Genomic DNA, 20129 nt, shown 5'->3' with positions numbered 1-20129 from the left:
GGGTCAGCCGCGCGCCTCGGCCGCGAGGGCGGCCGCGCCGACGATCCCCGCGGCGTTGCGCAGCTTCGCCGGCACGATCGTCGTGCGGAGGTCGAGCAGCGGCAGGAAGTCGGAGTAGTGCTTGCTCACGCCGCCGCCGACCACGATCAGGTCGGGCCAGAACAGGTTCTCGACCACGGTGAAGTACCGCTGCAGGCGCTCCGCCCACTGCGCCCAGTCGAGGTCCTCGCGGTCGCGGACGCTCTCGGCCGCCCGGGACTCCGCGTCGTGCCCGTCGATCTCCAGGTGGCCCAGCTCGGTGTTGGGCACCAGGTGGCCGTCGACGATCAGCGCGGAGCCGATGCCGGTGCCCAGCGTGACCACGAGGACCACGCCGTCGATGCCCTTGGCCGCGCCGTACAGCACCTCGGCGTAGCCCGCGGCGTCGGCGTCGTTGACGGCCAGCACCTTGCGCCCGGTCGCGTTGTGCACGGCCTTCTCGACGTCGGTGCCGATCCACGACTTGTCGACGTTCGCGGCGGACTGCGCGACGCCGTGCAGGATCACGGCGGGGAACGTGACGCCGATCGGCACGTCCTTGGCCAGCTTGAACGAGTCGACGACCTTGGCCACCGTCTCGGCGACGGCGTCGGGCGTCGAAGGGCTCGGTGTCGGGATGCGGAGCCGGTCGGCGGCGAACTCGCCGTCCTTCAACGACACCGGCGCGCCCTTGATGCCGCTGCCGCCGATGTCGATGCCGAACGCCGTCTCGGGGGTCTTCGTGTGCTTGTGGTCGCTCATGGCAGGGTCAGGATCTCCGCTCCGGTGTCGGTGACCAGCAGGGTGTGCTCGAACTGCGCGCTGCGCCGGCCGTCGGCCGTGAGGACGGTCCAGTCGTCGTCCCACATCACCCAGTCGGGGGTGCCCAGGTTGAGCATGGGCTCGATGGTGAACACCATGCCGGGCTCGATCGGGGTGTCGTAGCCGGGTGCCGCGTCGTAGTGCGGGACGACCAGCCCGGTGTGGAAGGCGGGTCCGACGCCGTGCCCCGTGTAGTCGCGGACCACGCCGTACCCGAAGCGTGCCGCGTACTTCTCGATGACCCGGCCGATCACGTTGAGCTCGCGGCCCGGGACCACGGCCTTGATCGCGCGGTTCAGGGCCTCGCGCGTGCGCTCGACCAGCAGCCGGGACTCCTCGTCGACGTCCCCCGCCAGGAAGGTGGCGTTGTTGTCGCCGTGCACGCCGCCGATGTAGGCCGTGATGTCGATGTTCACGATGTCGCCGTCCTCGACCACGGTCGAGTCCGGGATGCCGTGGCAGATGACCTCGTTGATCGAGGTGCACAGCGACTTGGGGAAGTCGCGGTAGCCGAGCGTCGACGGGTAGGCGCCGTGGTCGACGAGGAACTCGTGACCGATCGCGTCCAGCTCGTCGGTGGTGATCCCGGGCGTGACGTGGCTGCCGACGAGCTCGAGCGCCTGCGCGGCGAGGCGGGCGGCGACCCGGATGCGGTCGACCATCTCCGGCTCGAACACGTTGCTGCCCGACCAGTGCGCGGGACCCGGCCGGCCGACGTACTCCGGGCGGGCGATCCCCGCGGGCACCGCCCGGCGAGGGCTGAGCGTGCCCGGGACCAGGGCGGATCGTGGCGCGTGCACGGTCGACATACCTGGCAGTCTACGGACAGGAGGGCAACGCGACCGGTCGGCGGTGCCGCGGAGGAGGGAGTGCACGATGGCAGGCAACTACTGGTTCAACATCGAGACCCACGAGGTCGAGGAGGGCCGGCAGAGCGACTGGACCAAGCTCATGGGGCCGTACGCCTCGCGCGAGGAGGCCACCCTCGCGCTGGAGAAGGCCCGCAAGCGCAACCAGGACTGGGACGCGGAGGACGAGCCGCAGTCCTGAGCGTCACGCGTCGAACTGGTGGTCCTTGTCCGGGAACGTGCCGCCACGCACCTCGTCCGCGTAGGCGGAGGCCGCGGCCCTGAGGGCGGCACCGACCTCGCCGAACCGCTTCGCGAAGCGCGGTGACCAGTCGGTCATACCGGCCATGTCGACCCAGACGAGCACCTGGCCGTCGCACTGCGCGCCCGCGCCGATGCCGATCGTCGGGATGTGCAGGATCTCCGTGACGCGCGCGGCCACCGGAGCGGGCACCATCTCGAGCACCACGGCGACCGCCCCGGCCTCCTGGATCGCGACCGCGTCCTCGCAGAGCAGCTCGGCCGCGAGGTCGCCGCGGCCCTGGACCCGCGGACCGCCCAGCAGGTTCTCCGACTGCGGCGTGTAGCCGAGGTGCGCGACCACCGGGATGCCGGCGTCGGTCAGTGCCTTGATCTGCGCCGCGACGCGCTTGCCGCCCTCGAACTTCACGGCGGCGACGCCGGTCTCCTTCATCATCCGCACGGCGGTCTCGAGAGCCTGCGCCGGACCGGCCTCGTAGGAGCCGAAGGGCAGGTCGGCGACGACGAACGCGCGCTTGGCGGCACCCGCGACGGCGCGGGCCGGCGGGACGAGGTCGTCGACGGTCACGGGCAGCGTGGTCGTGTGCCCGTGCATGGTGTTCCCGATCGAGTCGCCGACCAGCAGCATGTCGATGCCGGCCTCGTCGAAGATCCGCGCGGTGACGGCGTCGTACGCCGTGAGCATGGTCAGGCGCTCGCCGCGCTCCTTGGCCTCGCGCAGGTGGTGCACGCGGACGCGCTTCGGGGTCGGGCTCATTCCAGGGGCTCCTGTCGGGGTGCTCACGGCTCACGCCAGCGGGTGGTGATGGGCAGCCGGCGGTCGCGGCCGAAGGCCAGCGCGGTCACCTTGGTGCCCGGCGGGTACTGCCGGCGCTTCCACTCGGCCCGGTCGACGAGGGCCAGGACCTTGTCGACGACGGCCGGGTCGAACCCGCGGGCCAGCAGCTCGGCCCTGCCCTCCGCGTGCTCGACGTAGGCGTCCAGCACCTCGTCGAGGACGTCGTACGGCGGCAGGGAGTCCTGGTCGACCTGCCCGGGCCGCAGCTCGGCCGACGGCGGCTTGGTGATCGACGACTCGGGGATGGGCGGCAGCTCGTCGGGACCGAACACGCCGTCGAGCGCGGCGTTGTTGCGCCAGCGGGCGAGCGACCAGACGCGCGACTTGTCGACGTCCTTGATGGGCGCGAAGCCGCCGATGCTGCCGGCGTCGTAGATCGTCGTGTACCCGACCGCGAGCTCCGACTTGTTGCCGGGCGCGATCACCAGGTGGCCCTCGCGGTTCGAGATCGCCATGAGGATGATCCCGCGGACCCGGGCCTGCAGGTTCTCGGCGGCGACGCCCTCGAGCGCGAGCTCGGCCTCGAACGCGTCGACCATCGCCTTGATCGGCTGGACGCGGTAGTCCGCGCCGATCCGCTTGGCCAGGTCCTGCGCATCGTCCTTGCTGTGGTCCGACGAGTACACCGACGGCATCGAGACGCCGACCACGTTCTCGCCACCGATCGCGTCGGCGGCGATGGCGGCGGTCAGCGCGGAGTCGATGCCACCCGACATGCCCAGCACCACCGAGTGGAACCCGTTCTTGGTCACGTACCCGTGCAGGCCCGTGACGAGCGCCCGGTAGACCTCCTCGTCGGCGGACAACGGGGGAGCGACCGGGCCCGTGGCCGGCGCGTCGTCGTCGTCGAGCAGGTCCCACACCAGCAGGTGCTCGACGAACTGCGGCGCCCGGGTCAGCACGGTGCCGTCGGTCGCGATGACGAACGAGCCGCCGTCGAAGACGAGGTCGTCCTGCGCGCCGACGAGGTTCACGTAGGCCACCGGCGCCGCGACCTCGTGCGCGCGCCGCGCCGCGAGCTCGACGCGCTGGTGGCCCTTGCCCTCCTCGTAGGGGGAGGCGTTGAGCACGACGAGCAACGAGACCTCGTTCTCGTCCATCTGCGAGACCGGGCCGCCGTCCTGCCAGATGTCCTCGCAGACGACGACGCCGACCCGGCGGCCCTGCACGTCGATCACGCAGACGTCGTCGCCGGACGCGAAGATCCGGTACTCGTCGAACACGCCGTAGTTGGGCAGGTGGTGCTTGTCGTAGCGGACCTGCACCTGCCCGTGCTGGAGCAGGACCGCCTGGTTGGTGGGGCGCCGCGGACCCTCGGGAGCGCCGGGCTCGTGCACCGGTGTCACGGACTTCTCCCCGACGGTGCCGACGAGCACGGCGAGCGCCCCCAGCCCGTCGTCGGCAAGCGCCGTCGCGGTGCGCTGCAGCGCGGCCTCGGCGCCGCGGCGGAACGACGCCCGGAGGGCGAGGTCCTCGATCGGGTAGCCGGTGAGCGTCATCTCGGGGAAGACCACGAGGTCCGCTCCGGCCTGCGCGGCCGTGCGCGCCCACGCCAGCACCGCCTGGGCGTTCGCGTCGACGTCACCCACGCGCGTGTCGATCTGCGCGAGGGCGATGCGGGGATGAGGCATGGGGTGAGCCTAACCATCGCGCCGCCACTCGACCGCGCGGGAGAGCCGTGCGGATCGGTTCCCGGATCCGCTCCGACGCACCTCGGACACTGACGCTCGGCACGGCGGTTCATCAGGCAGGATGTACCGCATGGACAGGCAGCAGGAGTTCGTGCTCCGCACGGTCGAGGAGCGGGACATCCGCTTCATCCGTCTCTGGTTCACCGACGTGCTCGGGATCCTGAAGTCGGTGGCGGTGGCCCCGGCGGAGCTGGAGGCTGCGTTCTCCGAGGGGATCGGCTTCGACGGCAGCGCCATCGAGGGCCTGACGCGGGTGTACGAGGCGGACATGATCGCCAAGCCCGACCCCTCGACGTTCCAGGTGCTGCCCTGGCGCGGGGAGCGGCACGGCACCGCGCGCATGTTCTGCGACCTGCTCACGCCCGACGGCGAGCCGTCGCTGGCGGACTCGCGCAACGTGCTGAAGCGCGCGCTGTCCAAGGCCGCCGACCAGGGGTTCACGTTCTACACGCACCCCGAAGTCGAGTTCTACCTGTTCGACGCCCCCGCGGACCCGACGCAGCCGCTGGTGCCCGTCGACCAGGGCGGCTACTTCGACCACGTGCCGCGCGGCACGGCCCACGACTTCCGGCGTGCGGCCATCACGATGCTCGAGTCCATGGGCATCTCGGTGGAGTTCTCGCACCACGAGGCCGGCCCGGGGCAGAACGAGATCGACCTGCGGTACGCCGACGCGCTGACCACCGCGGACAACATCATGACGTTCCGCACCGTGGTCAAGGAGGTCGCCCTCGAGCAGGGCGTCTTCGCCTCCTTCATGCCGAAGCCCCTGGCCGACCAGCCCGGGTCCGGCATGCACACGCACCTGTCCCTCTTCCAGGGCGACCGCAACGCGTTCCACGAGGCCGGCGGCCACCTGGAGCTCTCCAAGACGGCGCGCTCGTTCATCGCCGGACTGCTGCGGCACGCCCCCGAGATCACCGCCGTGACCAACCAGTTCGTGAACTCCTACAAGCGGCTGTGGGGCGGCGCCGAGGCGCCGAGCTACGTCTGCTGGGGCCACAACAACCGGTCGGCCCTGGTGCGCGTGCCCATGTACAAGCCGGGCAAGGGCAACTCGAGCCGCATCGAGTACCGCGCGATCGACTCGGCGACCAACCCGTACCTTGCGTTCGCGCTGCTGCTCACTGCCGGCCTCAAGGGCGTCGAGGAGGGCTACGAGCTCCCCGAGGGCGCCGAGGACGACGTGTGGGAGCTCACCGACGCCGAGCGTCGCGCGCTCGGCATCGAGCCGCTGCCCACCTCGCTCGACGCGGCCATCTCGATCATGGAGCGCTCGGAGCTGGTCGCGGAGACCCTGGGCGAGCACGTCTTCGACTACTTCCTGCGCAACAAGCGCCAGGAGTGGGAGGCCTACCGCTCGCAGGTGACGCCGTACGAGCTGCGGCGGTTCCTCCCGGTCCTGTGACGGTCCCGGGAGGCCCCGACGCCCGCGAGCGCGCGGGACGCGGGACGTCGCTGGCCGGACGGCTCACACGGGTCGGCGTGGCCGATGCTGCGCGTGCGGAGCGGCTCCTGGCCGACGCCGCCCTGCTGCGCGTCGTCGACGAACCCGCCGAGCTGCTCATCGCGCCGCTGGCGGACGTCGCCGACCCGGACCAGGCGCTGCTCGCCCTCGCCAAGCTCGCGGGGGCCGTCGGCACTGACGCGGAGCTCGGGGAGATCCTGCGCGGGGTCCTCGCGGAGGACGGCCCGGCGAGGGCCCGGCTGCTGGCGGTCGTCGGCGCGTCCGTGGCGCTGGGCGACACCCTGGTGGCCCACCCGGAGAACCTGCGCGTGATCGTCGACGAGACGCCGGGCACCGGTGTGCCGGTCGCGGCGGTGCGCGCCGAGCTGCTCGCCGCGGTGGGGGCCGACGCCGACGCCGACGTCCCCGTGGCGACGGTCGTCGGGGCGCCCGGCACCGACGCCATGCGGCTGGCGTACCGCACCCGGCTGCTGCGGATCGCGGCCACGGACCTCACCAGCGCGGACCCGCTGAGCCGCCTGCCGGGCGTCGCGGCGGCCCTGGCGGACCTCGCGGGAGCGGCCCTCGAGGCGGCGCTCGCCCTGGCCCGCGCCGACCTCGACGACCACGGGCTGGGCGTGCGCCTCGCGGTCATCGGCATGGGCAAGGGCGGCGGCCGGGAGCTCAACTACGTGAGCGACGTCGACGTCATCTACGTCGCCGAACCCGTGGACGGCGTCGACGAGGCCGAGGCGCTCGCCGCGGCCTCGCGGCTCGCGGCCGGTCTGGCCCGCGCGTGCTCGACCCCGTCGGCCGAGCCCGCCCTGTGGCCCGTCGACGCGGCGCTGCGCCCCGAGGGCAAGGACGGGCCCCTGGTGCGGACGCTCGCCAGCCACAAGGCGTACTACGAGCGCTGGGCCAAGACGTGGGAGTTCCAGGCGCTGCTCAAGGCGCGTCCGCTGGCCGGTGACCAGGCCCTCGGGCTCGAGTACGTCGAGATGACGCAGCCCTTCGTCTGGAGCGCGGTGACGCGCGAGCACTTCGTCGAGGACTCCCAGGCGATGCGTCGGCGCGTCGAGGGGCACGTGCCGGCCGCCGAGGCGGACCGGCAGCTCAAGCTCGGCGTCGGCGGGCTGCGGGACGTCGAGTTCACCGTGCAGCTGCTGCAGCTGGTGCACGGGCGTGCCGACGAGTCGATCCGGAGCCCCAGCACGCTGACCGCGCTCGCGGCCCTCGCCGCCGGTGGCTACGTCGGGCGCTCGCACGCCGCGCAGCTGGCCGTCTGCTACCGCCTGCTGCGCGTGCTCGAGCACCGCATCCAGCTGTACCGGCTCCGGCGCACGCACCTCATGCCGACCTCGGAGCCGGACCTGCGGCGGCTCGCCCGCTCGATCGGCATGCGGGCGGAGGGGGCGGCGGGCCTGGACGAGCGGTGGCGGACGGCGCGCCGCGAGGTCCGCGGCCTGCACGAGGAGCTGTTCTACCGGCCGCTGCTGCCCGCGACGGCCCAGCTGTCGACCGAAGAGGCCAGCCTCGCGCCGGACGCGGCCAAGGCGCGGCTGGCCGCCATCGGCTACACGGACCCCGCGGGCGCCATGCGGCACATCGCCGCGCTCACCGAGGGCGTCTCGCGCCGCGCGTCGATCCAGCGCCAGCTGCTGCCGGTGATGCTCGGCTGGTTCGCGGACGGGGCCGACCCCGACGGCGGCCTGCTCGCGTTCCGCCGGCTCTCCGACGAGCTCGGCACCACCCACTGGTACCTCAAGCTGCTGCGCGACTCCGGGACGGCCGCCCGCCGCCTGGCGCGCGTGCTGTCGACGTCCCGGTACGTCGCCGACGCGCTGACCCGGTCGCCCGAGTCCGTCACCTGGCTCGCCGACGACGCGGACCTGGTGCCGCGGACCTACCAGCGGCTCACCGCCGAGGCCGACGCGATCCTCACGCGATCCGACGAGCCGGTGCCGGCGATCACCGCGCTGCGCGGGCTGCGCCGGCGCGAGCTGGCCCGCACGGCCGCGGCCGACGTGCTCGGCGTGGTCACCGGCGAGCGGGCGTCGCGGAGCCTGAGCGCCGCCGCGGACGTCGTGCTCGTGGGCGCCCTGCGCGTCGCCGAGTGGGAGGTGCGCGTCGAGCGAGGGCTCGAGGAGAACCCGACGCGCCTGCTCGTCGTGGCGATGGGTCGGTGGGGCGGCGGGGAGATGGGCTACTCGTCCGACGCCGACGTGCTCTTCGTGCACGACCCGGTCGAGGGCGCGGACCCCGTCGCCGCGCAGGAGTTCGCCCTCCACGTCACGACGAAGCTCCGCTCGCTGCTCGGGACCGTCGGCCCGGAGCCGACCCTCGACGTCGACGCAGACCTGCGGCCCGAGGGGCGCAACGGGCCGCTGGTGCGCTCGTTCGACTCGTACGCGGAGTACTACGGGCGCTGGTCCTCCACGTGGGAGAGCCAGGCCCTGCTCCGGGCCCGGCCCGTCGCCGGCGACGACGAGCTGGGGGAGCGCTTCGTCCGGCTCGTCGACCCGCTGCGCTATCCGGCCGGTGGCATCGACGCGGCCGCCGAGCGCGAGGTCCGCCGGATCAAGGCGCGCGTCGAGTCCGAGCGGCTGCCGCGCGGCGTCGAGCCCGCCCGGCACCTCAAGCTCGGGCGCGGCGGCATCGCCGACGTGGAGTGGACCGCGCAGCTGCTGCAGCTCCAGCACGCCGACGCCGTCCCTGAGCTGCGCACGACGGCGACGCTGGGGGCGCTCGAGGCCGCTGCGGAGGCCGGGCTGCTGGACGCCGACGACGCCCGGGTGCTGACCGAGGCGTGGCTGCTGGCCAGCCGCCTGCGCGACGCGAACGTGCTCTGGAGCGGGCGCGGCGGCGCGCACGCCGACGTGCTGCCGCACGACCGGCAGGCGCTGGCGGGCCTTGCGCGCGTCGTCGGGTACCCGGCCGGGTCCGGCGGCGAGCTGGAGCAGGACTACCTGCGCACGGCGCGGCGAGCACGCACCGTGGTCGAGCGCGTCTTCTACGGCTGAGCCGTCGGCTCGCCCTCGGGCGACCTGCCGGACGTCGGCTATCGCGCTCTGAGCAGGGGAACTGCCATGCTCAGCACGTCGTGTACATGTCGGACATATCGGGGGATCTAGTGGTCGAGAACAATCCGTCGCCCCGCAAGCCACGGCGACCCGCCGCCACGTCCCCGGGGACGGAGCCGGAGCCGGCCGTCGTCGACGACGCGCCGCAGACCCCGGACACGGAGTCACCGGCCGTGACGCCGGACGCCGGCACGCCCGACGAGACGGCGCCGGACGCGGGCGCGCCGGACGAGGTGGCACCCGACACCGAGACGCCGGGAGCCTCCGAGAACGACACCCTGCCGCTCGACACCTCGGGCGTCGCCTCGCCGCAGCACGACACGCAGGAGATCCCGACGCACATCGACGTCGAGGTACCCGCGTCGTCGCCGACTGAGGACCGGGCCGTGCTGCTCGCGCGCCTCCAGCTGCTGGAGACGGAGAACGCGCGGCTTCGCGCGTCGACCGCCGCAGCCCCGGTCGCGGTGCAGCCTCCGCGTCGGCGCCGCAAGGTGGGCCGCTCCACCGCGGCGGTGGTGCTGATCCTGATCGGTGCGCTGCTGGCGCCGGTCGCGGTGGTGGGGTCGTGGGCACGCGGGCTCATGGTGGACACCGACCGGTACGTGGACACGGTCGCGCCGATCGCCTCGGACCCGCTGGTGCAGTCCGCGGTCAGCAACCGGGTCACCCTGGCGATCGTGGACGCGCTCAACGTCCAGGAGCTGACCACCCAGGCCACCGACGCGGTCGCCGGGCTGGACCTGCCGCCGATCGTCTCCGGCGCGGTGCAGTCCCTGCAGCAGCCGCTGCAGGACGCGATCACGAACTTCGTCCACAAGAACGTGACCAAGATCGTCAGCTCGGACGCGTTCGAGAACACGTGGCAAGAGGCCAACCGGGCCGCGCACGAGCAGATCGTCGCCACGCTGCGGGGTGACCCGGACGCGCTGGCGAAGATCAGCGACAGCGGTCAGCTCACCCTCGACCTGACACCGGTCATCGATCAGGTCAAGACCTCGCTGGAGCAGGCCGGGTTCACCCTGGTCAGCCGCATCCCCGACATCAAGGTGACGTTCCCCATCGCGTCCAGCGCCGACCTGGTCAGGCTGCAGAACGCCTACCGGCTGATCGACGTGCTCGGGGGCCTGCTGCCCTACCTGTCGCTGGGGCTGCTGGCCGCCGGTGTGCTCGCCGCGCAGCGCCGCTCCCGGGCGCTGGTGATCGCGGGGCTGTCGCTCGCCGGCGCGATGGTGCTGCTCGGCGCGGCGCTGCTGATCGGCAGGTCGCTGTACGCCAACTCCCTGCCGCCCACCGTGCAACGCGTGGACACCGCGGTGGCCATCTACGACCAGGTGATCTCCCTGCTGCGCATCGAGCTGCGCGTCGGCCTGGTGCTCGGGCTGCTGATCGCGATCATCGCGTTCGCCGCCGGCGGCACCACCGCCGCCCGCCAGCTGCGCGCCTCCTCCGGACAGGCCAGCGCGTGGCTGCGCAACACGGGGGACCGGCACGGCATCAGCACCGGCCCGGTCGGCGTCTGGCTGGACCAGCAGCGCACCCTCATCCGGGTCGTCGTGATCGCCCTGGCCGCCTTGGCCCTGGTCCTGGCCGACCGCCTCACCCCCGCCTACGTGATCACCGTGTTCGTCATCGCCCTGCTCGTCCTGGGCCTGGCGACCCTCGCCGCACGACCTCGACCACGGGAGGCGGCCGCCGTCGACGAGGGGGTCGTCGTCTAGCGCCTGCTGCACGCCGAGCCGGAGCCGGCGTCCTGGGCGAGGAGCCGTGCCGCACGCTCGCGGCCGAGGTTCCAGTCCGCCAGTCCGCTGGCGGGCGTGACGTCGGCGGCCGCGAGCAGGCAGGACCGCAGGAACGGCTCGTGCTCGATCTGCGCGAAGGCCGGGACGGCGTCGGCGGAGAGCCCGGCCAGGTAGCCGACGTCGAGGTCCACCGCGAGGTCGGCCGTGGTGTTGTTCCGGACGATCTGGGCGTCGGGGTTGACCAGGGCGAGCGCGAGCATCGCGACCGCGGCCACCTGGAGCACCGCGCGCGGCAGCCATCGTCCGCTCCAGCGGATCCCCGCGACCAGAAGGAGGACGAGCACGGCGGCGAGCGCGACCTCGACCACGGTGACGAACATCCGTAGGCGCGTGAGCCCGAACGCGTCGACGTACAGGTCCATGCGCCGCAGCGCGGAGGCGACGACGCCCAGCGTGCCGATGCAGAGCACACCGAGCGCGACGCGCGTCACCAGCCGGTCGGTCGTGGTCTCGCGGGGTGCCCGGCGGGCGGCGACGGCCACGACCACGAGGGTCAGGGCGGTGACGGCGAGCAGCTGCCAGAACCCCTGCCGCGCGTACTCGGCGTAGGTCAGCCCGACCGACTCCAGGACGTGCCGGTGCCCGCCCAGCAGCGCACCGACCTGCACCAGCACGAACAGCAGCACCAGCGCGTCGAGCGCGACGACCGGCAGCAGCCACTCGCCGCGCCGCGCGGGCCTCGCCGGTGCGAGTCGCACCTCGGACCAGCTGGGCGGCGCGAGGGCGAGGTGCGCGAGGCTGGCCGCGACGAGGGCGACCAGCGCGCCGACGACGACCTGGCCCGGGATCAGGTCGGCCCGGGCGTGCGGCAGCAGGCTGGCGAAGACCCGGTCGGCGCTGGCGAACAGGAGCCCGAAGACCAGCAGCAGCCCCACGGTGATCGCCACGCTGCGCACGGCGACCAGCAGCTGGCCGCGGCGCGAGCCGAGCCGCGTCTCGAGACCCTTGGCCACCCAGGGCAGCGCTCGCACGGCGCCGGCCGCCCAGCTCAGCGGCGCGAGCAGCGTGGCGGGCGCCGACCTCGACGACGTGATGCCGGCGACGCCCGCCCACGCCGCGGCCAGCGCGCACAGGACGACCACCCACCCCGCGTCCCGGACGGCGACCACGGCGAGGAGCGCGATCGACAGCGCCGCCGTCAGCAGGTCGTCCACCGAGCGGCGCCGGATCAGGTCGGGAGCGGCCGCCACCCACACGGCGAGGCCGACGAGTGCGACCCCCAGGCCGGGTCGGTGCCCCACGAGCAGCGCGCCGCCGAGCACCCCGACCGCGGCGCAGATCACGAGCGTCCGGGTGGCGACGGGTCGTCGGCGCTCCGCCCAGAACGGCACCAGCACCCGTGCGAGCCGACCCGGCTCGCGCGGGACGGGAACAGCGCGCCCCGCCGCCCAGGAGGGCGGCGGGGCGGGCAGGGCAGGCGTGGGCGGGGGCGTCGGAGCACCGGAGTCGGTCATGAGCGACACGCTAGGCACGGGCGTCCGTGCACGTCAGAGACTTGCGCGGGGGTCCGGTGCACGTTGTGTGCAGTGGTTTCGGGTCCCTCCACAACTGGTGCCCAGCCCGCACACAGGGGGTCATCGGCGCAGGGTGTGGGCAGAGCGGCCGCCTCTGCTGCTCGGCCGCTCTGGAAGGCTGGGGGCATGAGCAGCTGGCGCACCCGGTCCTCGACGACCGTCTACGAGAACCCGTGGATCCGCGTGCGTGAGGACGAGGTCGACCGCCCCGACGGCGCCACGGGGATCTACGGCGTGGTCGAGCTCCGGAACCCCGCGGTGTTCGTCGTGCCGCTCACCGACGACGACGAGGTGGTCCTGGTGGAGGTGGCGCGGTACGCCACGGGCACGGTGTCGCTCGAGGTGCCGGCCGGTGGCTCCGACGGCGAGGAGCCGTTGCTCGCGGCCCGCCGCGAGCTGGCTGAGGAGACCGGGCTCGAGGCGGACAGCTGGGAGGCCGTCGGCTCGATGTTCGCGCTCAACGGCGTGTGCCATGCGCCGGAGCACGTGTTCCTCGCCCGTGGCCTGCGAGCCTCCGGCCGACCGGTCGGGCAGGCGGAGGAGGGGATCACGAGCGTCCGGCGCGTGCCGTGGCCGCAGGTCCTGCAGCTGGTCGCGGACGGAACGATCACCGACGGCGAGAGCGTGGCGGCCCTGATGTACGCGGCGATCGCGCTGGGCCGGGTGTCGTGACGCCGCCGCGCTCCGACGGCCGGGTCGGGGAGTCTCGACGATGATGGGAGCATGACCGACGGGCCGACCATGCGAGGACGACTCCTGGTCGCCGCGCCCGCGCTGCGGGAGCCGACGTTCCACCGGACGGTCATCCTCCTGCTCGACCACGGCCCCAACGGTGCGCTCGGGGTGGTGCTCAACCGGCCGTCGACGGTCGAGGTCGGCGTGGTGCTGCCCGACTGGCACGAGCACGTCACCGAGCCGCCGGTGCTGTTCCTCGGCGGCCCCGTCGGGCAGGACACGGCCATGGGGATCGCGGTCCTGGCGGCCGGTGCGAGCGGGTCGCCGGACGTCGACGCCATGATCGGACCGTTCGGCCTCGTCGACCTCGACGCCGTGCCCGAGACGGTCGAGGCCCGTGTCCGCGGTGTCCGCGTGTTCGCGGGGTACGCCGGCTGGTCGCCGGACCAGCTCGAGCGGGAGCTGGAGGAGCGGTCGTGGTTCGTCGTCGACGCCCTCCCCGACGACCTCCTGACGCGCGAGCCCGGCGGGATGTGGCGGCGAGTGCTGCGACGTCAGGGCGGCGACCTGGCGATCGTGTCGACGTTCGCCGAGGACGCGTCGCTCAACTGAGCTCAGCACGCGCCAGCACCGGCACCTGACCGCCCGGCTACGTGCATCCTGCCTCGTCAGGCCCTGTTTCCGGGGTGCCCACGGGCGTACATTGCGAAGGTCGGAGCGTCCTGTGCGGCGCGGGCGGAGAGCGAGCGACGTGAGCGCGACCGGGAGCCTGCCACTGCTGTCCGACGAGCTGCTGCGGCTGCGCGAGCTGATCACCGGCGCCGACAGCGTCGAGCTCAAGCTGACGGTGCCCGAGCTCGCCCACCGGTCGACGACGGCGACGCTCGGCCTCGACCCGCTGGACGCCCAGATCCGCCACGTGTACTTCTTCGACACCCCCGACCTCCGGCTCAGCCGGGCCGGCGTCGTCGTGCGGGCGCGGCGGATCCAGGCACGGGGGAACGACTCGGTGGTGAAGCTGCGGCCCGTGGTGCCCTCCGAGCTCCCGAGCGAGATCCGCCGCTCGCCGAACTTCACCGTCGAGGTGGACGTCGTGCCCGGCAGCTACGTGTGCAGCGCGTCGCTGAAGGGCAAGCTCCCCGCCACCGCGGTCCGCGCCTCGGTGTCCGGCGAGCAGCGGCTGCGCAAGCTGTTCTCGAAGGAGCAGCGGGCGTTCTTCGCCGAGCATGCCCCGGACGGTTTGAAGATCGACGATCTCTCGATTCTCGGCCCCATCTTCGTGCTCAAGCTGAAGGTCGTGCCGGAGACGTTCGGTCGCGCCCTCGTCGCCGAGATGTGGCTCTACCCGGACGGCTCCCGCATCCTCGAGCTGTCCACCAAGTGCCAGCCTTCCGACGTCCTCACGGTGACCGCCGAGCTGCGGCGGTTCCTCGCCGACAAGGGTGTCGACCTCACCGGGGAGCAACAGACCAAGACCAAGACGGCCCTCGAGTTCTTCTCGGCGGAGCTGCAGGCGAAGCCGGCATGAGCCTCGTCACCGGGATCGAGAGGCACGCAGTGCGACGTCGTCCGCCCGGCAGCCATCGGGGGCTGCGATGACCGTGGGCAGCACGGGCATCGTGCCCCGGTGGGAGTGGCGCACCTTCGGTGTCGAGCTCGGGCCTGCGGAGGAGTACCTGGCCGGCCGGGCGCCCACGGGGACGAAGGAGAGCGACGAGCTGTATCTCCTGTCCGTGGACGGCGACACGGTCAAGGTGCGTGACGGGCTCATGGACATCAAGCTCCTCCGGGAGCTGGGCACCAGTGGGCTCGAACGGTGGGAGCCCGTCCTCAAGACCCCGTTCCCGCTCGGCCACGGCGACATCGAGGCCGTCTTCGCCGCCCTGCGCCTGCCCGTTCCCCACCTGGAGCGGGAGACGTACAGCCTCGAGGAGCTCCTCCGGGACGTGGTCGAACCGCACCCCGGCGTGCGCGCGGTGCCCGTTCGCAAGCGGCGCGTGCGCCACATGATCGAGGGCTGCATCGGCGAGCTGTCCGAGGTCGAGGTGGGCGACTGGGTGACCAGGACGATCGCCATCGAGTCGGAGGATCTCGCCGCCGTCGTGGCCGCAGTCCGCGCGGTGGGACTGGGCAACCGGATCAACACGAGCTACCCGCGTGGCCTGGGAGCCCTCTTCGACGGCCAGCCGCCCCGGTACGCGACCATCGACGTGGGCACGAACTCCGTGAAGTTCCACATCGGCCAGCCGGTCCAGGACGGCGGCTGGGAGACGCTGGTCGACCGCGCCGAGGTGACCCAGCTGGGAGCCGGGCTCGCGGACTCCGGCAGGATCTCGCCCGCGGCGCTCGACCGGACGGCGCAGGCCATCCGCGGGATGGTCGTGGAGGCGCGCAGCCACCTGGTCAGGGAGATCGCCGCCGTCGGCACGGCCGGCCTGCGCATGGCCGACAACCGGGCCGACGTCCTGGAGGTCATCGAGGGCGCGACGGGTGTCGCCGTGGAGGTCGTCTCCGGCGAGGAGGAGAGCCGCCTGGCCTACGTCGCGGCCCTTGCCGGCCTCGGCGTCTCGGACGGCTCGATCGTCGTCTTCGACACCGGCGGCGGCAGCTCTCAGTTCACGTTCGGCCAGGGCGCCTCGGTCGACGAGCGGTTCAGCGTGGACGTCGGAGCCGCCCGGTACACGGAGCGCTTCGGCCTCGACGGCGAGGTCTCCCGCGAGACGCTCGACGCAGCGCTGGCCGCGATCGCCGCCGACCTGGACCGGCTCGACGACCGTCCGTCGCCGGAGGTCCTCGTGGGCATGGGCGGGGGCATTACGAACCTCACCGCCGTCAGGCTGGGCCTGGAGCGCTACGACCCGGACGCCGTCCAGGGAGCCGTCCTCGAGCGCGACGAGGTCGACCGCCAGATCGAGATGTACCGCACGCGGGACGCCGAGGCACGCCGCTCCATCGTGGGCCTCCAGCCGAAGCGCGCCGAGGTGATCCTCGCCGGCGCCTGCATCGTGCGCACGGTCCTCGACAAGCTGGGGATGGATCGGCTGACGGTCAGCGACCGCGGCCTGCGGCACGGCCTCATCGACGAACGATTCGGCCGCGGCGAGGAGGAGGCACGCAGTCGGACGACGTGAGACACCCCCGCCGCCACGAGGGCGACGGGGGTGTCGGGGACTACGGGTCAGACGCTCACGGGAGCAGCCGCGAACGATCAGACGTCGTAGTACAGCTCGAACTCGTGCGGGTGCGGGCGCAGACGGATCGGGTCGACCTCGGCGTTGCGCTTGTAGTCGATCCACGTCGCGATCAGGTCGGGCGTGAAGACGTTGCCCGCCGTGAGGAAGTCGTGGTCCGCCTCCAGGCTGTTGAGCACCTCGCCCAGCGAGCCGGGGACCTGCTGGATGAGGGCGTGCTCCTCGGGGGGCAGCTCGTACAGGTCCTTGTCCACCGGGTCCGGCGGCTCGATCCGGTTCTGGATGCCGTCGATGCCGGCCATGAGCATGGCCGCGAACGCGAGGTACGGGTTCGACGACGGGTCCGGCACGCGGAACTCGATGCGCTTGGCCTTCGGGTTGGAACCGGTGACCGGGATGCGGATGCACGCGGAGCGGTTGCGGGCCGAGTAGACCAGGTTGACCGGGGCCTCGAAGCCGGGGACCAGGCGGTGGTAGGAGTTCACCGTCGGGTTGGTGAACGCCAGCAGCGAGGGCGCGTGCTTGAGCAGGCCGCCGATGTACCAGCGCGCGAGGTCGGACAGGCCGCCGTAGCCCTTCTCGTCGAAGAACAGCGGCTCGCCGTCCTTCCAGAGGGACTGGTGGACGTGCATGCCGGAGCCGTTGTCGCCGAAGAGCGGCTTCGGCATGAAGGTGGCCGTCTTGCCGTTCTGGTGCGCCACGTTCTTCACGACGTACTTGAAGAGCATGACCTTGTCGCCGGAGATGGCGAGCTTGTCGAAGCGGTAGTTGATCTCCTGCTGGCCGGCCGTGCCGACCTCGTGGTGGGCGCGCTCGACACCGAGGCCGAGGGCGTCCAGCTGCAGGCTGATCTGGTCGCGGATGTCCGAGAAGCCGTCGACCGGCGGGACGGGGAAGTAGCCGCCCTTGTAGGGGATCTTGTGGCCGAGGTTGCCACCCTCCTCCTCGCGGCCCGAGTTCCAGGCCGCCTCGAAGGAGTCGATCTTGTAGAACGACTCGTTCTGCTTCGTGTGGAAGCGGACGTCGTCGAAGATGTAGAACTCGGCCTCGGGGGCGAAGAACGCCGTGTCTGCGATGCCGGTCGACTTCAGGTACGCCTCGGCCTTCGCGGCGACCTGACGCGGGTCGCGGCTGTAGGGCTCGTCGGTGTACGGGTCCACGATGTGGAAGTTGATGTTCAGCGTCTTCTCGACCCGGAAGGGGTCGATGTACGCGGTGCTGATGTCCGGGATCAGCTTCATGTCCGACTCGTGGATCGCCTGGAAGCCACGGATCGAGGATCCGTCGAACATCTGGCCGTCCGTGAAGAAGTCCAGCTCCAGCGAGTAGGCCGGGACGTTGAAGTGCTGCATCGTGCCGGGCAGGTCACAGAACCGGACGTCGACGAACTTCACGTCCTCGCTCTTGATGAACGCCAGGACTTCCTCTGGCTTGCTGAACATCCGCTGCTCCTCGGTCGATGGTACCCGTCGGGTCGGGCAAGGCGAGGCTACGAGCGCGGCGTTTCTCTGTCGTGTACCAAGTGTTTCGACAGCGTTACGAGCCCGTCCCTCGTGTAACGAATGTTGACCCTATGCCCGACGGCAAGGGGCGGTCGTCGGTGTCTCACCCCGTCGCCTACCCTGCTCGGGTGGCAGATCGTCGTGACCTGAGCTCGTGGCTGGGCGGTACCCCCGAGGACCCCGACGGGCCGGGGGGCTCGGTCCCGCGTGGCGTGCGCCTCGGCTTGCCCGGCTCCGGCACGGGCGCGCTCGCGCCGCTGGGGCGTCGCGCGGTGGCCCTGGTCATCGACTGGATGGCCTGCCTGCTGATCTCCGGGGCGTTCTTCGCGGTCGACCCGACCGCGTTCGTCCTGTCCCGCGGCAACCCGCTGGCCACCCTCGGCATCTTCGCGCTGGAGAACGTGCTGCTGGTCGGCTCGATCGGCCACACGGTCGGCCACCGGCTGCTGGGTCTGCGCGTGCGCCGCGTGTTCCCCGACCGCCCCACCGAGCGCACCGATCCGGTGTGGGCGACGGCCGCCCCGGGCTTCCTCAGCGCGCTCGTGCGCACGGTGCTGCTCTGCCTGGTCGTCCCGGCCGCCGTGTGGGACAGCGACGGACGCGGCCTGCACGACCGCGTCGCGGGGACGGCCATCGTCCGCCGCTGACGCCGGTCGCGCACTGCTGGCTCAGCGGCCGCGCATGCCCTTGCGGTCGGGGCGGGCGCGCATCGGGTCGACGCCCTTGGGCACCGGGAGCTTGATGCCACCGAGGGCGGTGAGGCGCTTGCTGACCTCGGCGACCTCCTGCTTGGACAGCTTCGGGCGGAGCTTCTGGACGGCGCGCGGCAGCTTGCGCAGCGTGACCTGGCCGTCGCCGTCGCCCACCTGGATGAGCGTGATCGGCGCGCCGGAGATGACGCGCGCGGTGCGCTTGCGCTCCGACTCCAGCAGCTTGCCGATGCGCGACGCGGGGCCCTCGCCGACGAGGACGACACCGGGGCGCCCGACGCCGCGGAACACCATGTCCTGCGTGCGGGGGTCGACCGCGACGGGCTCCTGCGCGAACGTCCACCCGCGGCGGATGGTGCCCAGGGCGGCGAAGGCGGCGCCCGGCTGGCCCTCGATCTGCGTGTAGGCGGCCGTCTCGGCGCGCCGGGCGAGGATGAACATGGCCCCGAGCGCCGCGAACGGGATGCTCAGCAGCAGGACGTACAGCCAGTGGCCGATCAGCAGGCCGATGATGAGCCCGAGCGCGATGATGCCGACGAACACCGCCAGCACGATCCACGTGACCGCGGGGTCGTTCTTGCGGGTCATCTGGTACGCCTGCCACACCTGGTGGTACCAGCGGGTCTTCTTGCCGGTGGGTGCAGCGGCGGGGGAGTTGTCACGGGCCATGGGCCCGAAGTCTACCGACCCTGCAGGGCCGTTCCGACGCCGTGGGGCGCGTCAGCGGGCGAGCAGGCTCGCCGCCTCCTGGCGGGACGTCGTCGGCTCGGCGAAGTGGGCCAGCGCCTCGGGGATCGGGCGGCCGTAGCGGCGCATGGCCTGGCCCCAGAGGCGGCCCGCGCGGTACGACGACCGGACCAGCGGGCCGGACATCACGCCGAGGAACCCCAGGCGCTCGGCCTCGGCGGACAGCTCGACGAACTCCTCGGGGCGCACCCACCGCGAGACGGGGTGGTGCCGCACCGACGGGCGCAGGTACTGCGTGATCGTGATCAGGTCGCAGCCGGCCTCGCGCAGCTCGGCGAGGGCCTCGACGACCTCCTCGGTGGTCTCGCCCATGCCGAGGATGAGGTTGGACTTGGTGACCAGCCCGGCCTCGCGCGCTGCGGTGAGCACCGACAGCGAGCGGTCGTAGCGGAAGCCGGGGCGGATCTGCTTGAAGATGCGGGGGACCGTCTCGAGGTTGTGCGCGAGCACCTCGGGTCGCGACGAGAAGACCTCGGCCAGCAGCTCGGGGGTCGCGTTGAAGTCGGGGATGAGCAGCTCGACGCCGGTCCCGGGGTTCACCGCGTGGATCTGGCGGACCGTCTCGGCGTAGAGCCAGGCGCCGCCGTCGGGCAGGTCGTCGCGGGCCACGCCGGTCACGGTCGAGTACTTCAGGCCCATGGCCTGGACGGACGCGGCCACCCGGCGGGGCTCGTCGGCGTCGAAGGCGGCCGGCTTGCCGGTGTCGATCTGGCAGAAGTCGCAGCGCCGCGTGCACTGGTCGCCGCCGATGAGGAACGTCGCCTCGCGGTCTTCCCAGCACTCGAAGATGTTGGGGCAGCCGGCTTCCTCGCACACCGTGTTGAGGCCCTCGCGCTTCACCAGGCCCTTGAGCTCGGTGTACTCGGGGCCCATCGTCGCGCGCGTGCGGATCCACTCCGGCTTGCGCTCGATCGGGGTCTCGGCGTTGCGCGCCTCGATGCGGAGCATGCGTCGGCCATCGGCTGCGATCGTCACGCCGGTCAGAC

General features: G+C 72.5%; 17 protein-coding genes. 9 read left to right on the top strand and 8 right to left on the bottom strand.

Annotated features, from left to right (window positions below):
- Positions 1-3: 3 nt before the first annotated feature.
- Positions 4-780, bottom strand: coding sequence for a polyphosphate--glucose phosphotransferase (gene ppgK / locus AC1DQC_RS11275; protein WP_477051326.1), 777 nt, complete (start codon positions 778-780; stop codon positions 4-6).
- Positions 777-1649, bottom strand: a complete 873-nt coding sequence (gene map, locus AC1DQC_RS11270; protein WP_477051325.1) for a type I methionyl aminopeptidase — start codon at positions 1647-1649, stop codon at positions 777-779. Before map ends, ppgK begins: the two co-directional genes overlap by 4 nt.
- A 67-nt stretch (positions 1650-1716) precedes the next feature.
- Between map and AC1DQC_RS11265 the strand changes: the two genes are divergently transcribed.
- A complete protein-coding gene (locus AC1DQC_RS11265; RefSeq protein WP_477051324.1) occupies positions 1717-1890 on the top strand; it encodes an SPOR domain-containing protein in 174 nt (57 codons plus the stop codon).
- A 3-nt stretch (positions 1891-1893) separates the two neighbouring features.
- Here the strand turns inward: AC1DQC_RS11265 and panB are convergent, their stop codons facing one another.
- Complete coding sequence (gene panB, locus AC1DQC_RS11260; RefSeq protein ID WP_477051323.1) at positions 1894-2706, bottom strand: 3-methyl-2-oxobutanoate hydroxymethyltransferase; 813 nt, start codon at positions 2704-2706, stop codon at positions 1894-1896.
- Between the two features lie 23 nt (positions 2707-2729).
- Positions 2730-4418 (bottom strand): NAD+ synthase, encoded by a 1689-nt coding sequence (locus tag AC1DQC_RS11255; RefSeq protein WP_477051322.1) that lies wholly within the window; start codon positions 4416-4418, stop codon positions 2730-2732.
- 130 nt (positions 4419-4548) lie between these two features.
- On the opposite strand from AC1DQC_RS11255, the gene glnA (AC1DQC_RS11250) reads away from it, so the two are divergent.
- From glnA (AC1DQC_RS11250) to AC1DQC_RS11240, 3 genes are all read left to right on the top strand, one after another.
- A complete protein-coding gene (glnA, locus tag AC1DQC_RS11250) occupies positions 4549-5886 on the top strand; it encodes a type I glutamate--ammonia ligase (protein WP_477051321.1) in 1338 nt (445 codons plus the stop codon).
- A complete protein-coding gene (locus AC1DQC_RS11245) occupies positions 5883-8945 on the top strand; it encodes a bifunctional [glutamine synthetase] adenylyltransferase/[glutamine synthetase]-adenylyl-L-tyrosine phosphorylase (RefSeq protein WP_477051320.1) in 3063 nt (1020 codons plus the stop codon). Before glnA (AC1DQC_RS11250) ends, AC1DQC_RS11245 begins: the two co-directional genes overlap by 4 nt.
- 86 nt (positions 8946-9031) lie before the next feature.
- Positions 9032-10723: a hypothetical protein gene (locus AC1DQC_RS11240; protein ID WP_477051319.1), complete on the top strand. Its 1692-nt coding sequence runs from the start codon at positions 9032-9034 to the stop codon at positions 10721-10723.
- On the opposite strand, the gene AC1DQC_RS11235 is transcribed toward AC1DQC_RS11240, so the two are convergent.
- The gene (locus AC1DQC_RS11235; protein WP_477051318.1) at positions 10720-12258 is read right to left on the bottom strand and encodes a DUF4153 domain-containing protein; all 1539 of its coding nucleotides are present in this window, start codon (positions 12256-12258) and stop codon (positions 10720-10722) included. The two genes, AC1DQC_RS11240 and AC1DQC_RS11235, sit on opposite strands and share 4 nt — an antisense overlap.
- 186 nt (positions 12259-12444) lie before the next feature.
- On the opposite strand from AC1DQC_RS11235, the gene AC1DQC_RS11230 reads away from it, so the two are divergent.
- From AC1DQC_RS11230 to AC1DQC_RS11215, 4 genes are all read left to right on the top strand, one after another.
- Positions 12445-12990, top strand: a complete 546-nt coding sequence (locus AC1DQC_RS11230) for an NUDIX domain-containing protein (protein WP_477051317.1) — start codon at positions 12445-12447, stop codon at positions 12988-12990.
- 51 nt (positions 12991-13041) lie between these two features.
- Positions 13042-13605, top strand: a complete 564-nt coding sequence (locus AC1DQC_RS11225) for a YqgE/AlgH family protein (protein ID WP_477051316.1) — start codon at positions 13042-13044, stop codon at positions 13603-13605.
- Between the two features lie 139 nt (positions 13606-13744).
- A complete protein-coding gene (locus tag AC1DQC_RS11220; protein ID WP_477051315.1) occupies positions 13745-14521 on the top strand; it encodes a hypothetical protein in 777 nt (258 codons plus the stop codon).
- A gap of 67 nt (positions 14522-14588) precedes the next feature.
- On the top strand, positions 14589-16124 hold the full coding sequence (locus AC1DQC_RS11215) for a Ppx/GppA phosphatase family protein (protein WP_477051314.1): 1536 nt from the start codon (positions 14589-14591) through the stop codon (positions 16122-16124).
- A 77-nt stretch (positions 16125-16201) separates the two neighbouring features.
- On the opposite strand, the gene glnA (AC1DQC_RS11210) is transcribed toward AC1DQC_RS11215, so the two are convergent.
- Positions 16202-17626, bottom strand: a complete 1425-nt coding sequence (gene glnA, locus AC1DQC_RS11210) for a type I glutamate--ammonia ligase (RefSeq protein WP_477051313.1) — start codon at positions 17624-17626, stop codon at positions 16202-16204.
- Positions 17627-17814: 188 nt separating this feature from the next.
- Here glnA (AC1DQC_RS11210) and AC1DQC_RS11205 point away from each other — a divergent pair, with 188 nt between their 5' ends.
- Complete coding sequence (locus AC1DQC_RS11205) at positions 17815-18333, top strand: RDD family protein (RefSeq protein ID WP_477051312.1); 519 nt, start codon at positions 17815-17817, stop codon at positions 18331-18333.
- 21 nt (positions 18334-18354) lie between these two features.
- Here AC1DQC_RS11205 and AC1DQC_RS11200 read toward each other — a convergent pair whose 3' ends face one another.
- Positions 18355-19065 carry a DUF4191 domain-containing protein gene (locus tag AC1DQC_RS11200; RefSeq protein ID WP_477051311.1) on the bottom strand — a complete coding sequence of 237 codons (711 nt, stop codon included), beginning with the start codon at positions 19063-19065 and terminating at the stop codon, positions 18355-18357.
- 51 nt (positions 19066-19116) lie between these two features.
- Entirely contained in the window at positions 19117-20118 is a 1002-nt protein-coding gene (gene lipA / locus AC1DQC_RS11195) for a lipoyl synthase (RefSeq protein ID WP_477051310.1), read from the bottom strand.
- Between the last annotated feature and the right edge of the window lie 11 nt (positions 20119-20129).

It is taken from the genome of Cellulomonas sp. P4_H12 (assembly GCF_056400905.1).
This window is presented reverse-complemented; position numbering and strand designations above follow the sequence as displayed.

What these genes read in the sequence shown, in the direction of transcription:
- ppgK (WP_477051326.1), bottom strand. Translation starts at nt 780, where the DNA reads ATGAGCGACCACAAGCACACGAAGACCCCCGAGACGGCGTTCGGCATC.
- map (WP_477051325.1), bottom strand. Translation starts at nt 1,649, where the DNA reads ATGTCGACCGTGCACGCGCCACGATCCGCCCTGGTCCCGGGCACGCTC.
- AC1DQC_RS11265 (WP_477051324.1), top strand. Translation starts at nt 1,717, where the DNA reads ATGGCAGGCAACTACTGGTTCAACATCGAGACCCACGAGGTCGAGGAG.
- panB (WP_477051323.1), bottom strand. Translation starts at nt 2,706, where the DNA reads ATGAGCCCGACCCCGAAGCGCGTCCGCGTGCACCACCTGCGCGAGGCC.
- AC1DQC_RS11255 (WP_477051322.1), bottom strand. Translation starts at nt 4,418, where the DNA reads ATGCCTCATCCCCGCATCGCCCTCGCGCAGATCGACACGCGCGTGGGT.
- glnA (WP_477051321.1), top strand. Translation starts at nt 4,549, where the DNA reads ATGGACAGGCAGCAGGAGTTCGTGCTCCGCACGGTCGAGGAGCGGGAC.
- AC1DQC_RS11240 (WP_477051319.1), top strand. Translation starts at nt 9,032, where the DNA reads ATGTCGGACATATCGGGGGATCTAGTGGTCGAGAACAATCCGTCGCCC.
- AC1DQC_RS11235 (WP_477051318.1), bottom strand. Translation starts at nt 12,258, where the DNA reads ATGACCGACTCCGGTGCTCCGACGCCCCCGCCCACGCCTGCCCTGCCC.
- AC1DQC_RS11230 (WP_477051317.1), top strand. Translation starts at nt 12,445, where the DNA reads ATGAGCAGCTGGCGCACCCGGTCCTCGACGACCGTCTACGAGAACCCG.
- AC1DQC_RS11225 (WP_477051316.1), top strand. Translation starts at nt 13,042, where the DNA reads ATGACCGACGGGCCGACCATGCGAGGACGACTCCTGGTCGCCGCGCCC.
- AC1DQC_RS11215 (WP_477051314.1), top strand. Translation starts at nt 14,589, where the DNA reads ATGACCGTGGGCAGCACGGGCATCGTGCCCCGGTGGGAGTGGCGCACC.
- glnA (WP_477051313.1), bottom strand. Translation starts at nt 17,626, where the DNA reads ATGTTCAGCAAGCCAGAGGAAGTCCTGGCGTTCATCAAGAGCGAGGAC.
- AC1DQC_RS11200 (WP_477051311.1), bottom strand. Translation starts at nt 19,065, where the DNA reads ATGGCCCGTGACAACTCCCCCGCCGCTGCACCCACCGGCAAGAAGACC.